15 protein-coding genes are annotated in these 15,732 nt (G+C 37.2%); 12 read left to right on the top strand and 3 right to left on the bottom strand.

What is annotated here, in order from left to right; all coding sequences use genetic code 11:
- The first annotated feature begins 5 nt into the window (after nt 1-5).
- The 10 genes from LKF16_RS02445 (at nt 6) to LKF16_RS02400 (ending at nt 10,402) form a co-directional block, all read left to right on the top strand.
- Nucleotides 6-1,307, top strand: a complete 1,302-nt coding sequence (locus LKF16_RS02445; RefSeq protein WP_291468318.1) for an isochorismate synthase — start codon at nt 6-8, stop codon at nt 1,305-1,307.
- The gene (gene menD / locus LKF16_RS02440) at nt 1,300-2,994 is read left to right on the top strand and encodes a 2-succinyl-5-enolpyruvyl-6-hydroxy-3-cyclohexene-1-carboxylic-acid synthase (RefSeq protein ID WP_291468317.1); all 1,695 of its coding nucleotides are present in this window, start codon (nt 1,300-1,302) and stop codon (nt 2,992-2,994) included. Before LKF16_RS02445 ends, menD begins: the two co-directional genes overlap by 8 nt.
- A complete protein-coding gene (gene menH, locus LKF16_RS02435; protein ID WP_291468316.1) occupies nt 2,975-3,793 on the top strand; it encodes a 2-succinyl-6-hydroxy-2,4-cyclohexadiene-1-carboxylate synthase in 819 nt (272 codons plus the stop codon). Before menD ends, menH begins: the two co-directional genes overlap by 20 nt.
- Before the next feature lie 67 nt (nt 3,794-3,860).
- Nucleotides 3,861-4,679 carry an HAD family hydrolase gene (locus LKF16_RS02430; RefSeq protein WP_291468315.1) on the top strand — a complete coding sequence of 273 codons (819 nt, stop codon included), beginning with the start codon at nt 3,861-3,863 and terminating at the stop codon, nt 4,677-4,679.
- 133 nt (nt 4,680-4,812) lie between these two features.
- Nucleotides 4,813-5,805: a dihydroxyacetone kinase subunit DhaK gene (gene dhaK / locus LKF16_RS02425; RefSeq protein ID WP_291468314.1), complete on the top strand. Its 993-nt coding sequence runs from the start codon at nt 4,813-4,815 to the stop codon at nt 5,803-5,805.
- Nucleotides 5,806-5,813: 8 nt separating this feature from the next.
- Nucleotides 5,814-6,398 (top strand): dihydroxyacetone kinase subunit DhaL, encoded by a 585-nt coding sequence (dhaL, locus tag LKF16_RS02420; protein WP_291468313.1) that lies wholly within the window; start codon nt 5,814-5,816, stop codon nt 6,396-6,398.
- A gap of 2 nt (nt 6,399-6,400) precedes the next feature.
- On the top strand, nt 6,401-6,769 hold the full coding sequence (dhaM, locus tag LKF16_RS02415) for a dihydroxyacetone kinase phosphoryl donor subunit DhaM (protein WP_291468312.1): 369 nt from the start codon (nt 6,401-6,403) through the stop codon (nt 6,767-6,769).
- A 223-nt stretch (nt 6,770-6,992) separates the two neighbouring features.
- Nucleotides 6,993-8,216 carry an esterase/lipase family protein gene (locus LKF16_RS02410; protein WP_291468311.1) on the top strand — a complete coding sequence of 408 codons (1,224 nt, stop codon included), beginning with the start codon at nt 6,993-6,995 and terminating at the stop codon, nt 8,214-8,216.
- Nucleotides 8,217-8,520: 304 nt separating this feature from the next.
- Nucleotides 8,521-9,045 (top strand): citrate lyase holo-[acyl-carrier protein] synthase, encoded by a 525-nt coding sequence (locus tag LKF16_RS02405; protein WP_291468310.1) that lies wholly within the window; start codon nt 8,521-8,523, stop codon nt 9,043-9,045.
- Nucleotides 9,046-9,196: 151 nt separating this feature from the next.
- A complete protein-coding gene (locus LKF16_RS02400; RefSeq protein WP_291469381.1) occupies nt 9,197-10,402 on the top strand; it encodes a NupC/NupG family nucleoside CNT transporter in 1,206 nt (401 codons plus the stop codon).
- A gap of 58 nt (nt 10,403-10,460) precedes the next feature.
- On the opposite strand, the gene LKF16_RS02395 is transcribed toward LKF16_RS02400, so the two are convergent.
- A complete protein-coding gene (locus LKF16_RS02395; protein ID WP_291468309.1) occupies nt 10,461-11,183 on the bottom strand; it encodes an alpha/beta hydrolase in 723 nt (240 codons plus the stop codon).
- Between the two features lie 72 nt (nt 11,184-11,255).
- Between LKF16_RS02395 and LKF16_RS02390 the strand changes: the two genes are divergently transcribed.
- Nucleotides 11,256-11,543 carry a DUF1828 domain-containing protein gene (locus tag LKF16_RS02390; RefSeq protein WP_291468308.1) on the top strand — a complete coding sequence of 96 codons (288 nt, stop codon included), beginning with the start codon at nt 11,256-11,258 and terminating at the stop codon, nt 11,541-11,543.
- Nucleotides 11,544-11,667: 124 nt separating this feature from the next.
- Here the strand turns inward: LKF16_RS02390 and LKF16_RS02385 are convergent, their stop codons facing one another.
- Both LKF16_RS02385 and LKF16_RS02380 read right to left on the bottom strand, forming a co-directional pair.
- Nucleotides 11,668-12,630 carry an AEC family transporter gene (locus LKF16_RS02385; RefSeq protein ID WP_291468307.1) on the bottom strand — a complete coding sequence of 321 codons (963 nt, stop codon included), beginning with the start codon at nt 12,628-12,630 and terminating at the stop codon, nt 11,668-11,670.
- A gap of 24 nt (nt 12,631-12,654) precedes the next feature.
- Complete coding sequence (locus LKF16_RS02380; RefSeq protein WP_291468306.1) at nt 12,655-14,274, bottom strand: malolactic enzyme; 1,620 nt, start codon at nt 14,272-14,274, stop codon at nt 12,655-12,657.
- A 99-nt stretch (nt 14,275-14,373) separates the two neighbouring features.
- Here LKF16_RS02380 and LKF16_RS02375 point away from each other — a divergent pair, with 99 nt between their 5' ends.
- Nucleotides 14,374-15,249, top strand: a complete 876-nt coding sequence (locus tag LKF16_RS02375; protein ID WP_291468305.1) for a LysR family transcriptional regulator — start codon at nt 14,374-14,376, stop codon at nt 15,247-15,249.
- Nucleotides 15,250-15,732: the final 483 nt, after the last annotated feature.

Raw genomic sequence — 15,732 nt, 5'->3', positions numbered from 1 at the left:
ATCAAATGTTATATGTTCGTCAGTTAAAAGAGAAGCCAAGTCAAACTAGAATAGACCAGTTGATCAATGTTGCTTTGCAGCAAGAGATTTTTGCGTACTTTGAATCTAACGACACAAAAACAAAATGGATCGGCGTTGGCAGTACTAGTCGGATCTATCCTGATAAAAGCAATGATCGAATTCAAGAAGTTGACGATTGGTATCAAAAGTTAAAAAAACAATTTCCATCAAAAATTGACTTAAACGATATTGCTATTTTAGGCGGATTTTCATTTGATCAACGAAGTGCGCACGGAATGTGGGGACCATGGTCTTCAGGCATCTTTATATTGCCACGGATCATCATCAAAATTACTGATCAAAGTATCACTATCACGGAAATAAAAGCACATCAATTTTCTGAGCAATCGTTAGCTGATACTTTGGATGAAATGGTGCTTATGACACATAATAAGCAGGATCTTATTGACTTTTCGATTGAAGATCTGGATGAAAATTGGGATCAGCAGGTTGATGATTTAGCCATGACGATCAGAAAGTCTAATATCCTAAAAAAAGTAGTTTTAGGGAGATACAAACAAGGACGGATCGATGGCGGTTTTGATTCTGTTGCTGCAATTTCTGCCTTACGAAAATTTGATCAAACGACTTATCACTTCATTATCAAGATAAAGGATCAAACCTTTATCAGTGCGACACCAGAACGATTATTTATGTTAAACGGCAACGATTTTTCTACTGCAGCTGTTGCCGGAACTATTGGCCGAGGGCAAAATAAACTTGCTGATAACAAGTTGGCCTTGCAGCTGTTTAACGATGCGAAAAACCGTTCTGAACATCAGATCGTGGTTCAAGAGATAACTGAACGAATGAAGAATTTTACGTCGGACATGTCATTTGATAAAACGCCAATGATTATTAAGAATTTAACTGTTCAACACTTATATACGCCAATTACAGCAAAAATTGATGACCAAACGAATGTTTTTCAGCTATTGAAGTATATGCATCCAACACCTGCTTTAGGTGGTTTGCCAACTAATGATGCAATTAAGATCATTCAAGAGATGGAAGCACGTGCACGGGTATTGTTTGGTGCTCCGATCGGATACATTACCTTTTCTGGCGATTCAGAAATGATTGTTGGGATTCGTTCGATGTATTTGCGGCTTGACCAATTCTTGATGTTTGCAGGTGCTGGTATTATGCCAGATTCTGTTGGAACGGAAGAATTTAAAGAAACTGAACTCAAATTCAAACCGATGATCAAATTGCTAGAATACTTGAAGGGACAAACTAATGAATAATATGACCAGCAATTTAAAAATTTTATTACTGTCGCTAATTTCGCAAAACGTTCATGATTTCGTGATCTCACCGGGTTCTAGATCAACTCCGGTAGTTTTGCTTTTGGCTGAGATTGCAAAAGATAGACCAGAGATCAGGCTATTCATTGATGTTGATGAACGCAGTGCTAGTTTTTTTGCAATTGGCTTATCCAAAAAGTCGCACCAACCTACGGCAATCATTTGTACTTCAGGTACAGCAGCGACTGAGTATAGTTCGGCTGTTGCTGAGGCTAACTTGTCTAATATCCCACTGGTTGTGATCACCACTGATCGACCAGTTGAGTTGACGAATATTGGTGCCCCTCAAGCAATTGATCAGGACCAGCTTTATGGAAATAATACTAAGTCGTTTGTTGAGATCAACGTTCAAGATCCAGCTGCTAGCTTGCCAGACTACATTAGTTATGAAAGCCAAAGAATTGTCAAATTAGCTGATCGGGTTCCGAAGGGGCCAGTCCAAATCAACTTGCCTTTGAGAAAACCTTTGATGCCAGAGTTTAATACGGAAGATCCCAAGATCAGCGTTTTGACCAATGATTTCCAAACAAAGACACGTGTCGAAAAAATCACACAATTGCTTACTCATAAAAAAGTCTTGATGATCGCTGGTCCAGAGACTGAAAATTATCATACTAAACTTATGGAATTAAGCGACCAGAAGTCGATTCCACTTATTTCAGACATTTTGTCGAATACACGCCTCGAAAAGTCCGTTACGCTGAATAACTTTGATCTGATCATGAAGACTGCTTCTAAGAAGCTTTTAGATAGTATTAAGCCTGATGTGATTCTCAAATTTGGCGGGACGTTAGTCTCGGCCTCGATTTCAAATTGGTTGTCGAAAAATCGTGGAAATATTGAAGTTATTGATCTGACCAATAAAAATTTAGCGGACCATACTTTGAGTTCGACTGAAGATATAGCTATTTCTGAAAACGACTTAATCGAACAGCTGTTGACCGAAAATTTTTCTACTGATGCTAATTACTTTGACCTACTTACATCACTCAATTATTTAATAGCTGAAGTTGAATCGAAGCATCTGACTGAGTTTTCAGAGATGTCAATTCCAAGGTTAATTGATGAAACGGCGCCAGAAAACTCAAATATATTCTTAAGCAACAGTATGCCGGTCAGAGATTTTGAAAATTTTTATCAAGGAAAACTTCAACGTTATTTGTATTGCGACCGAGGTGCTAATGGAATCGATGGTGTGGTATCAAGTGCTCTTGGTATGGCATTTGGTCATAAAAACAACTTTTTAATGATCGGGGATCTAGCATTATTCCACGACATGAATGGATTGATGATGGCCAAACGCTATCAGATTCCGATGACGATCGTAGTGACGAATAATAATGGTGGTGGAATCTTTTCATTCTTGCCACAGTCAAAAGCCGATGATTATTTTGAAGAGTTATTTGGAACACCTCAAGATTTGAAAATTGACAAAATCGCAGAGCTATATGACTTCAATTATAGTTTGGCCAATGATTACGATTCTTTAACACAAGCTTTGCAAAATAGCCAACATCAGCAAATAATCGAGGTCACTAGCAATCGTGCTCAAAATGTTCAACAACATCAAGGGATTGAAAATTCAATCCAAGAGGCGTTAGAAAAATATGTCAACAATAACAATTGATCAAGTAGATTATAATTATGAATCATCAATTCGGGATTCAAGTCAAGTCACATTTGTTTTTTTGCATGGTTTTCTTGGCAGCAAGCGTGATTTTGAAAAAATTGTTGGAGATTTTTCAGAGCAATATCTTGTTTTAGACCTTTTAGGTTTTGGTGAAAACAAAGATCAAAATATTGAGCCAGATCGATTTATTCAAAAAAATCAAGTGGAAGATCTAGAAGATATTTTTTCAGAATTAAACTTGGTCAATATCAATTTGGTCGGGTACTCCATGGGTGGAAGGTTGGCAATTGCCTACGCATTGAAATATCCGAAGCGGATCAATTCATTATTTCTGGAAAGTACTACTGCAGGTATATCCGATCAACAACAACGTTTGGATAGGCAAAATCATGACAAAAAATTGGCTCATTCGGTGATTGATCAAGGGATGGATAAATTTATTGAAAATTGGGAGAAATTGCCATTATTTAGCAGTCAGCAAGCAGTTTCTAAAAATGACTTTACGTTTATGCATCAACAAAGAATTGATCAAAATCCAATTAATGTGGCAAATTCTTTACTCGAAATGGGGACCGGCAAACAACCTAATTATTGGCCAGATGTTGGTCAATTATCGAAATTGTCAGTCAAGATAATTGTTGGTTCAAAAGACAGTAAATTTATTAAAATTGGTCATCGACTTCATGAACTGATTCATGGATCAACTTTAACTGTTGTCTCTAATTCTGGTCATAATGTGCACTTTGAGACGCCTATCGAATATAAAAAGATTTTATTAAATAATTTGCTGAAATGATTTATTTTTGTGAAAAATGTTACTATGTTATTTACCAAGGGGAAGATAGAAGAATTGGGGTTATGATATGATCAGTTTCATTGGTACAGATCTGGATGGAACTCTACTAAATAGTAATAAAGAGATCTCTCAGGAAAATATTAGAGCAATCAGAGCAGCTGTCGACAAGGGGATAACTTTTGCCATATGTTCTGGTCGTACTTTGGACTCCGTCCAAAATTTTTTTGACGCATTACAAGTACCTGGTTATAAGGTGTTGCTAAATGGTGCAGTAATTTTTGATCCTGATAATAAAAAAATCAGCGATCGACCAATTGCTAAAGCAGTGGTCGATGATCTTTTGCGTAGCGTTGATGGCTATGGATTCAAAGTCGTGATCGACGGATTAGATTCGACCTATGTCACTGATCCAGAATTGAGCGATGCGACTTATTTTGAAGGAGTCAGTAAACGAAATGTTTTAGTCGGTTCAGTGACTGAATTAAGAGAGATCAATGACCGAAAAGATTCTGTCGTTTATAAGGTCTGTTTTAGTTCAAGCGAAGATCGAGTTGCTCAACTAATGAAAAAAATCGAAACATTCACGTCAATGCCCGTAGTTATCAGTCGTTCAGGTGAATCTTATTATGAGCTCAATGCTCTCGACTGTACAAAGCTGTCAGGATTGCAAAGAATTTCCGCGGTATCAAAGATACCAATCGCTGAATTTATGTGTTTCGGGGATTACGGAAATGATTTGGAAATGTTGCGCGGAGTAGGCTACGGAGTAGCAATGGATAACGCAATGGAAGAAGTAAAGGACGTCGCCGACATCATCACAGGCACTAACGATGAAAATGGCGTAGCACAAGTAATAAATCGAGTTTTAGATAAGAAGATCAAATAGCAAAAACTGTTTGGTCTTTTTTGTTGCGGAGCATTGTGGTCGTTCACAACGTTTTTTTAATAAGATTTTTCAACAATTAAAGCGTTTACGTTATAATTGATTTGTTGTACAGCTTCATTTGGAGGAGGATCACATGAAAAAAATTATTAATAATGTTGAAGATATCGTCCCTGAAATGGTTGCAGGGTTGGTGGAATCAAATTCTGATTTAGTTAAACAAATCCCTGGAACTACCGCTGTGATGCGTGCAGACGATAAGTTTGCGACTGCAAAACAAGTTGGTGTTGTTTCCGGTGGCGGCAGTGGGCATGAGCCATTGCATGCTGGGTTTGTTGGCGACGGAATGCTCTCTGCCGCTGTAGCTGGCGAGGTATTTACTTCACCCACACCTGATCAAATATATGAAGCAATCAAAGCCGTAGATAAAGGTATGGGCGTTTTACTGATCGTCAAAAATTATTCTGGCGATGTCATGAATTTTGATATGGCAAAAGAAATGGCTGAGGCCGATGATATCAAGGTTAAGTCGATCATTGTCGATGATGACATTTCAGTCGAAAATAGTGAATTTACTCAAGGAAAACGTGGTGTTGCCGGAACCGTTTTTGTTGAAAAAATTATTGGAGCCGCTGCCAGAGCGGGTAAGTCATTAGACGAATTAGCTGAATTAGGTCAAAAGGTCATTGACGGCACTAAAACAATTGGCATCGCTCTTAAAGCAGCAACTGTCCCAGCAGTTGGACATCCTGGTTTTGAATTAAAAGATGATGAGATTGAATTTGGCATTGGTATCCATAACGAAAGAGGATATTCGGTTGAAAAAATTAAGCCATCTAAAGAGTTATCAAAAGAATTAGTTGATAAAATTTCTGGTGAATTTGCTGACAAAGATGGAAAATTTGCAATTCTTGTCAATGGTATGGGAGCCACGCCATTGATGGAACAATATATTTTTGCACATGATACTTTTGCCCAACTCAAAGAAAAGAAGATGGAAGTTGGATTTTCGAAAGTCGGGAACATGACTACTTCCCTAGACATGGTTGGAATTTCTTTGACAATCATGAAGGCAGAAGATCAATGGATCAAATGGCTCAAAGAACCAGTAACGACAATTGGATGGTAGGTGTAATTATGGAATTAACATTAGATATCGCAACTAAGTGGATCAATTTATTCGTTGAAAAACTAGAAAATAATTCCGCTGAATTAAATGAATTAGATACCGCAATCGGCGATGGCGACCATGGAACCAATATGGATCGTGGAGCAAAAGCAGTTAAAGAAGCACTTGCAAAGAAAGCTCCTGCCGATTTGTCAGAGTTATTTAAGACCACAGCTTTTGCCATGATCCAAAAAGTTGGTGGAGCTTCCGGTCCACTATACGGTACGGCATTTTTGGACATGTCAAAGGCAGCTAAAGATGATTCTGACTTAGCCCAATTGGTTCAAATTGGTTCTGATGGAATCAAACGGCGTGGACAATCAGATGTCAAAATGAAAACGATGATCGATGTTTGGCAACCAGTTGCGGATGATTTAAAATCAGGTTCATTAAGTGATGATCAAGTTGAATCTGCGCTAAACTCAACCAAAGACATGGTTGCTACCAAAGGCCGTGCTAGTTATCTTGAGGAAAAATCTGTTGGTCATTTAGACCCAGGTTCTCAATCAAGCGCTTATTTGTTTGAATCGTTAGTTGAAGTGATCGGAGGATAACTATGAAATACGGTATTGTAATAGTGTCGCATTCACCAAAAATCGCCGAGGGAATCAAAGACTTGATCAGTCAAGCTGCACCGCATTTGTCGATTACGTATGCGGGAGGTACTGATGAAGGAGAGATTGGTTCTTCTTTGGAAAAAATCCAATCGGCATTTGATGAAAATACTGGCGATGAAATCTTGGCATTTTACGATTTAGGAAGTTCCAAGATGAATTTGGAAATGTACCTTGAAATGACTGATAAGATCGTTCATAAATATGATGTCGCTATTGTTGAGGGTGCATATACTGCAGCAACGCTAGCTGAGATCGATTCACCTTTGGAAACGATTGAAAACAGTCTGAAACCATTAAAAATTAAATAGGTCTGGACCAAAAAGCTGTGATTGATTAAAATCATGGCTTTTTTTTATGAATAAAATGACAATGTCCAAAGATAAATTCCTTGATAAATAAGGATTCTTATTAAAAAGTTCATATAATAGAAAATAATCTTTGTAAAATGGAAACGAAAAAATTGTGAAAACTCTTGAAGGAACCGCTTACATACTGTATTCTAGAAGACATAGGGAAGGAGAGGATTTCACAATGAAAAAGAAACCAATAATAGCCTTATTATTTGGTCTTGTTTTTGCAATTATTGGATTTGTCGGATCAAGCAATACTACATTTGCTTCTAATGACTACCCAGTAGTATTCGTCAATGGTCTAACTGGCTGGGGACGTGGCGAAGACGGCAACAACCTATACTGGGGCGGTACAACAACCGATATTATCAAAGATCTAAACTACGGAACTACTAGCAGCAATCCCAATGCACTGGAAGGTACAGTAAGTCCTTACAGTAGTAACTACGATCGTGCTGTAGAACTGTATTACTACATCAAGGGTGGAACTGTTGACTATGGTCAAGTTCACTCTCAAAAATATGGGCATGCTCGTTACGGCAGAACATTCCCAGGAATCTATCCACAATGGAACGGGACTAACAAGATTCACTTGCTAGGTCACTCAATGGGTGGTCAAACTGTTCGTGAACTCGATACTTTGCTACGTAATGGTAGCCCAGAGGAAGTTCAAGCAACTGGTTCAGACACAAGCTCATTATTCCAAGGTGGCAAAAACTGGGTCGACTCTGTTGTTACAGTAGCTTCACCTAACAACGGTACTCCAACAGCCAATGACGTTGGTAACCTCCAAGTCGTTAGAGATCTATTGTACACAGGCTCAATCATGGGCATCAAAGTTCCTAAGATCGTTATCTCAAACGATTACAAACTCGATCAATGGGGACTTACTCGTAAAGCAGGTCAATCAAACCTTAGCTTCCTCAAAGCTGCTGTAAATAGCAAAGCTTGGAAGACTACTGATAACTCACTTTATGATTTAACATTCAACGGAGCAAACAACATCAATGCAAGAACTGATCTTGCACCTGATGAACACTACTTCTCATATTCAGGTATTGCAACAAAACCTAATGCACTTGGACACTATGTTCCAATCTCAACTATGAATTCTGTCGATGTTGCCGGTGCAGCCTTCATTGGTTCACATGGCAATGATCCAAGATGGTGGCCAAATGATGGTGAGGTTCCAGTTATTTCTGCTGAATACCCATCAAATCAACAAGCCATCCGTGATGATTCTACTGACGATACACAAACTGGTGTATGGCAATACAATGATCCAGAACAAGGTTGGGATCACAAAGACTTTATCCTAGCTGATCCAGATCAAGCTGCAAGTCTTAGAAACCCAATGATCAATTTCTATGACAATATCATTCAGAAATTACATTCATTAGATTAATCATTTTCAATTTATTACCCTTCTTAAATTCGTATTCTTACCTCAAATATTCATTTATCGAAAAATAAAAATGCTCTAGCGATGGACCACCCCCACTCGCTAGAGCATTTTTTGAAAATTTAGAAAATGAACTATTTTAAATGTGGTCATATATGACAGATTTTCAAACATTGTTTATCAAACCTTGATAAATTATTGAAACGTCGGTATTTAGAAGCAATTTCATGGTAGAATGAAAACAACAAATTTATACAAAAATACTTATAAATTTTTTGAACTATTAAATCTACATAGGAGTATTCATATGGTTAATGTTTTTTCAGAAGGATACACGATGACCGATGAACAGATTAAAAAGGGTCAGGAAGCAACGTTAGAAGAAGAAAACTATTTAATTGATGAGATTCCTGAAAATTGTGCATTAGTCAATATTACTATGAGAATTCCTGGTCGAATCAAAAATAACCGCTACATCAGTCGTTCGTTCAATTTAGTCGTTAATGATTTTTTGCAACGTTATCAAATTGTCAAAGAAGTATTATGGGACCTATCTTCAGGACCACAAGCATTTATTATCATTCAAAAGGATCCAGGCATCCTAAAGAAAGAAACGGTTGCCTATGAAAATGAACAGCCACTAGGCAACATTTCTGATATCAATGTTTATGCAGTTGAAGGCGATGAGCTTTCGGCGATCACTCGAAAAGAACTTGGCCTGCCTGAACGCAAGGGTATTATCGCCGATGAATACGAATCAGAACACAAGCATTCAATAGAAGAATATCACGAAGCAATAGATAAAATTATCAATGAACATGTTTCGTTTTAATAAAAATATCGACCGAAAGGTCGATTTTTTTTGTCTCAGAATTATAACCTAATAAAAAAAATAAAATGGTCATATGTGGCGTATTATTAGTGATCTGATGATATGATTTAAATAACTGGAGGGGTAAAAAAGGAGATTAAATAGTATGAGTATGTATTTAATAGTTAATATCATCGGTCTTATCGTATTTCTTGCCATTGGTGTACTTTTCTCGAAGAATCGTAAGGGTATCCAATGGAAATCAATTGCGATCATGGTCGTACTTAACTTAGTACTAGCCTGGTTTTTGACCAGCATGAGTATCGGACGTGATATTGTTTCAGGTGCTGCTGCTGGTTTTAACTGGCTAGTTCAAGTTGCTTACGTAGGTATTGAGTTTGCTTTGCCTAGTTGGGTCCATGTCAAAAGCATGGATTTCGTAACTAGTGCGTTGCTGCCAATTCTTTTGATCGTGCCATTATTTGACATATTGACTTATATCGGTGTTTTACCATTTATTATTAAGTGGATCGGTAAAGGTTTGTCATTTATCACAGGTCAACCCAAGTTTGAATCATTCTTTGCGGTTGAAATGATGTTTTTAGGCAACACCGAAGCTTTGGCGGTTTCTAGTTTACAATTAAAGAAAATGAAGGCAGAACGTGATGTCACATTAGCAATGATGTCGATGAGTTGTGTAACTGCATCGATTATTGGAGCGTACATTCAAATGATGCCAGGTCAATTCATCCTGACCGCGATTCCTATCAATATTATTAATGCAATTATCGTTACCAGTTTATTAAACCCTGTCCAAGTTGAACCAGAAGAAGATACCGTCGCAACTATTAGTAGTAATAATGACGATGGTAAGAAGGAACCATTCTTCTCATTCTTAGGAGATTCGATCCTAGGAGCAGGAAGATTGATCTTGATCATTACGGCAAATGTAATTGCCTTTGTTGCATTGGCAGCATTGATCGATAAAATTTTACAATTAGTTAACCCTTGGTTAACTTTGGAACATATTTTAGGTATTATTATGTATCCATTCGCATGGCTACTAGGTTTGAGCAGTCACGATTCCTTCCAGATGGCTCAATATATGGGTACCAAATTAGTTACGAACGAATTTGTTGTCATGGGTAAAGTTACCGGAATTATCAACAAATTTGATCCTCACTTCAAAGCTGTCTTGACAGTATTCGTAACTTCATTTGCTAACTTCTCAACACTTGGAATGATCATCGGTTGTTTCAAGGGTATTGTTGATAAGGGCAAGAATGATATTATTTCTAAGAACGTCGGCTATATGTTGCTATCAGGTATTTTAGTTTCATTATTATCAGCAGCATTTGTCGGATTATTCGTTTGGTAAAATCAAATCAAAAAAACGTCTAATTTCAAGATTAGACGTTTTTTTCGTTCAAAATTAATTATAACCATTTGAAAATTGTTTCGATATTTGCAGTCCATGTATCCCAGGAATGATTGCCAGAGACTTCATGGAATGTATAATTAGGTCCGATTTTTTGAGTCATGAAGTTCTTAAAATCAATGTTATCTTGATACATATAATCTTCATTACCACAAATTGTCATGATCTTTTGGCCATAGTTTTTGTTGCTGACGATATTAACTAATTGGTTTTTGGCAATTTTGTCTGGAGAATCGAAGATAGTATCAAAGGTATTGGTGGCCATGGGCGTTTCCGGATTATTGCGGAAATGGACGATATCAGTAATAGGTGACAATGCGGCTACTTTGCTGAAAATGTCCGGATTTTTTAGGCCAATTTTTAAGGCTCCATATCCACCCATACTAGAACCGGCAATATAATTATCGGAAACTGCGGTTGAAACTGGCAATAGTGCTCGAATTTTTGGAATCAATTCGTCTACGAAATAGGAATAGTATGGGATAAAGTCTGAATCGGTATAAAATGCGTTTCTAGCTTCAGGCATGATAACGGCAATTTCATACTTTCGAGCCAATTTTTCGATGTTAGTGTGTCTGATCCAGGCTGAATCGTCGCCGGTATATCCGTGTAAAAGCCAAAGCGTTTGATAAGATGACTTATTAGTATCAGGAATCACGGCAGTTGTTTTAAAATAAGTATGTAAGAAATTAGTTCTGTAGCTAAGATTAATGAGTGCCACAAGAAAAGCCTCCTTGAATAGTTTTCAAGGACAGTATAACAAAACCAAGCTGAACAGTGAGGTACGACGATTATGGATAACAAAGAATATTTTACATTTCCTTTTGAGGTAGGCCCGTTAAACGGCGTGAAGTTACGCTCGATCTCTGATTCCGGAATGACTTATATTTCAGATGAAGGGAAAGTTGTTTCAAAATTAGTCGTTTCTGGGATTAGCCCAACGAAGATAGAAGAGTGTGCGGCCAAATTTGGGGTAACTTTTGCAGACCAAATATTATCCATCAAGGTCAATAATTCCGAATTAAAGATGGGTAAAGATAAGATCTTGCAGACAATTCTGATCTTGGCAACTAGTCGCTAGAAAAAATATTTGATCATGAAATAAAAAGGGTAGCTAATTCAAAATATGAATTGGCTACCCTTTATTAGTGAGGCAAAGTAATTTTGTACTTTTTAGAAAAATAAAATTTATATCAATCTCATTATTAAATTACATTAACGATCTGCATAAGGATTGGAACAACGACGACGAAGAGAACAGTTGAAGTTGTCACTAAGTTCGTTGCATAATCAACGTCACCGTGTGCTTGATCGACTAGGATTGGAAGTACGGCAAGTCCTGGTGCAGCAGCTTGGATGATCAAGGTACTTGCTTCAAGTTGTGGCAAACCATGGCCAATTGAAGCACCAAACATGACAAATCCTATCATAATAGCTGGTGCAAAGACGAATCGTCCAAGCAATGCCCAAATAGTATCACGATCGAATTTGATTGATTTAAGTCCAGCATCCGCTAGGATAATACCAATGTAAATCAATGACATTGGTGTAACGATTCCTCCGACCATGTCTAGAGTCTTAGTGATCCAGTCTGGAATCGGAATGGCTAGTAGCAAGAAAACTAGTGAGACTAGAAATCCAACTAATGGAGCTGGCAAAAGCTTTCTCCAATTAAATTCTTTTTTCTCGCTTTTTTCAACGGTTGGGTCATCGTTTGAAATGAAGAAGACACCAATTGCCCAAGTTGAAATGGTATTCATCACGTAGTAAACCAAGAAGTAAGGTAAACTCTTAGTTCCAAATAAAGCCATGTTCAAAGGTAATCCGATAAAAATAGTATTTGCGTTGGCAAACATATTAATAAACGTTCCACGACGACCTTTTCTGATCTTCAAAATTTTAGTCAACAGCCAAGCCACAATATAGCTGACTGCAAAACTTCCGAAGGCAAAGATCAGACCGCCAGACAAGCTGGCTAATTTATCTCGATTTAAATATTTTAAAACTGATACGAAAATTGAAGCAGGTAAAGCAATATTCATAATTAAGAATGAAATATTGCCTTTAAATTCATCGCCGAGACGGCCGGAGTTTCGCAACCAATAACCTAAAGCAATTACGATCACGATTTCGGCAACACTCTCAACTGAAGTAATAAATGCACCCATTACACTATCCCCTTTAAATTAATATTAATATTCTGGTTTCCATTTAAGGTTTTCAACGGCAGCTTTTGCATCTGTCGAATCACTGAGGTTTTCTTTGATTGCTTGATCAGCAACACCTTCAGCAACTGTCAAACTGAATTGATCTAGTTTAGTAACAGGAGGCAATACAGCTGCTCCTGGTTGATCAGGGTCAACAATTCCGCCCAATGAATGTGCGGCACGATTAATCATGCCATCTGAAAGTAGTTTTGCGTTGACAGCTAATGCACCAAGACCTAATCCTGGGTAGACAAGAGCATTGTTGGCTTGTCCAATGTGGTATTCAACGCCATTTAACTTGACGGGTTCAGCAGGCACACCGGTAGCGACCAAGGCTTTTCCGTCAGTCCAGTTGATCAAATCTTCAGCAGTAGCTTCGGCTAATTTTGTTGGATTTGATAATGGGAAGATGATTGGTCTCTCGGTGTGAGCAGCCATTTCTTGAATAATTTCTTTGGTGAAACTACCAGGTTGAGTTGAAGTTCCGACCATGATCGAAGGATGAACAGCCTTCATAACAGCATTCAAATTAGTTAATTCATCAGCATTTTCAAATTCTGAACGATCTCTAGCAAATGGTTTTTGTTCAGGTGTCAAACCTTCGGTATCCGTAAATAGGAGACCTTGTTTGTCGACCATGTAAAAACGTTTGCGTGCTTCGGTTTCGGACAAACCTTCTTCAACCATAGCGTCAAAGATACGTTTTAAGATACCAGCACCGGCGGTTCCTGCACCGAATGAAAGGTAAACTTGATCAGTTAATTTTTGTTTTGAAATGTTTAACGCACCTAGGATACCGGCTAGAGTGATAATACCTGTACCTTGAATATCATCGTTAAAAGTTAAGATTTTATCTTTATACTTGTTTAGGATATTGGCGGCGTTGTCACGACCAAAGTCCTCAAAATGCAAGTACATGTTAGGGAATGTTTTTTCAGCAGCATCGACGAATTTGTCAACGAAGTCATAATATTTATCACCAGTAACACGAGGTTGACGATTACCGAGATATAAATCATCGTCTAATAATTTTTGATTATTAGTACCAACATCAAGACTAACTGGTAGGACTGATTTTGGATCGATTCCAGCAGCAGCTGTATAAACCATTAATTTACCAACTGAAATATCGACACCTTGGACGCCCCAATCACCGATACCAAGAATTCCTTCACCATCGGTAACTACGATCAACTTGATATCGCGACCATCGGCAGCATTTTTAAGTACTTGTTCAATTTGATCTGGTTCATTGATTGATAAGTAGGCAGCGTTTTGTGGGTCAACGAATAAACGACTGTAGTTTTCAATTGTGTCAGCGATGGTTGGGTCATACACGATTGGCATGAACTCATTGACATGTTCGCTGAATAATTTGTAGAACAAGACACGATTTTCATTAAAGATCTCCATTAAGAATAATCTTTTTGCTAAATCTGTATCTCTCATTTGATATTGCGCATAAGTTTGTTCAACTTGTTGATCTAGTGTTTGAACGAATGGAGGGACTAAGCCTTCAATTCCTAAATCGATTCTTTCTTGTTTAGTAAAAGCTGTACCCTTATTTAAAAATGGGTTATTTAATACATTAAAACCTTTTGACATAAAAAAGCCTCCCGTTTGATTACAGGAGATACTCTACAACCATATAAAAAATATAGTCAAATATGTTATAATCAATAAAAATAATTTATAGGTGAAATCATGAATATCAAAGATTTGAAGTACTTCACTAAATTAGTCGAGTTAAAGAGCTATTCGGATACTGCTCATTTTTTTAATGTTAGTCAACCGACTATTTCCTACGCCATCAAGCGATTGGAACAGGAATACAATACTGAGCTTATTATTCGAAAAAGTTTTGCCAATTCAATTACCTTGACGGTTTCGGGACAACAATTTTTGATTCATGCCAATAAAATACTCCGAGAAGATGAACTTAATAAAAAAGATTTATCAAGGATCAGTCAAGGCAAGATCAAAATGGGATTTCCACCGATAATTAGTGATGCAATCGTTCCCTTGGCCTTTGATAAACTACATGACCAGAAACTTCTAGATAAGATCGAGCCAGTTCGCTCAGGTTCCAAAGAACTGCTTCAAGAGGTTCATAAGGGAAACATTGATATATCGCTAATTGCTACTACTAGATTCCCACAGGACGGTGAGTTCGGCTATGACGTTATCAAAGCTCAAAAGTTCAAAATAATTGCGAGTTCAAAAAGAAATTTTCCCAAAGAATTGCGTATTAAAGATTTGCAGTCAGAAGACGTGATCGTGCTTGATCAAAGTTCTGTCCATCAATTGATAGTTAATAATTTAATAGAAAAATATGGCGTTTTTACAAATATTATTTATCAGACTGCAGATTACAAATTGCTATTGAATTTAGTCAAAGAAAACAAGGGTATCAGCGTTATCACAGAAACTGCGTTAAAAGATATGACGGGAATTCAAGAATTAAACGTGGTGGATATTGATTTTCCATTATTTTATTCGATGTTGGTCTATCGCAGTTCAATCGTTAAGGATAGGGATATCGAAAAGATTATTAAGATATTTTCTGATCTACCTAAATAAGTAGTTCTTAATAATTGAATTTTTCAAAAAAACTTTGTACTATGTGGGTGTAATCAGAGATGATTACAAAGATTTATAAACAATACTAACTCCTATATAATCTATTTCATAATCAATATCAGATAACTGACCGTTTAACCGTCACTCTTTGAGTGGCGGTTTTTAATTTGCCAAATTTTATGTCAATAAGTTAATAGGAAGGGAACGGTTCCATTAATTTAGGATAGTTGGATATGAAAAAATAAATCATAAGATATTACTTATTCATAGTATACAAAATTGTTTATGGAGAATATAATGGTGTAGACCTAGTGATTATGAGTCTGTTAGTAAGACGATAAACTAAAGCTTGGGTAATGTGATCACTTCCAAAGCATCATTGCGAGATTGGGTGTCTCTTGGTCCTATGAAACAACAATCAAAGGGATAGGGATTAAATATGGGGTCTATGATGCCAAAAAGGAGAACTGAAAGATTTCAGTT

It is taken from the genome of Companilactobacillus sp., assembly GCF_022484265.1.
Classification (GTDB): Bacteria; Bacillota; Bacilli; order Lactobacillales; family Lactobacillaceae; genus Companilactobacillus.
This window is presented reverse-complemented; position numbering and strand designations above follow the sequence as displayed.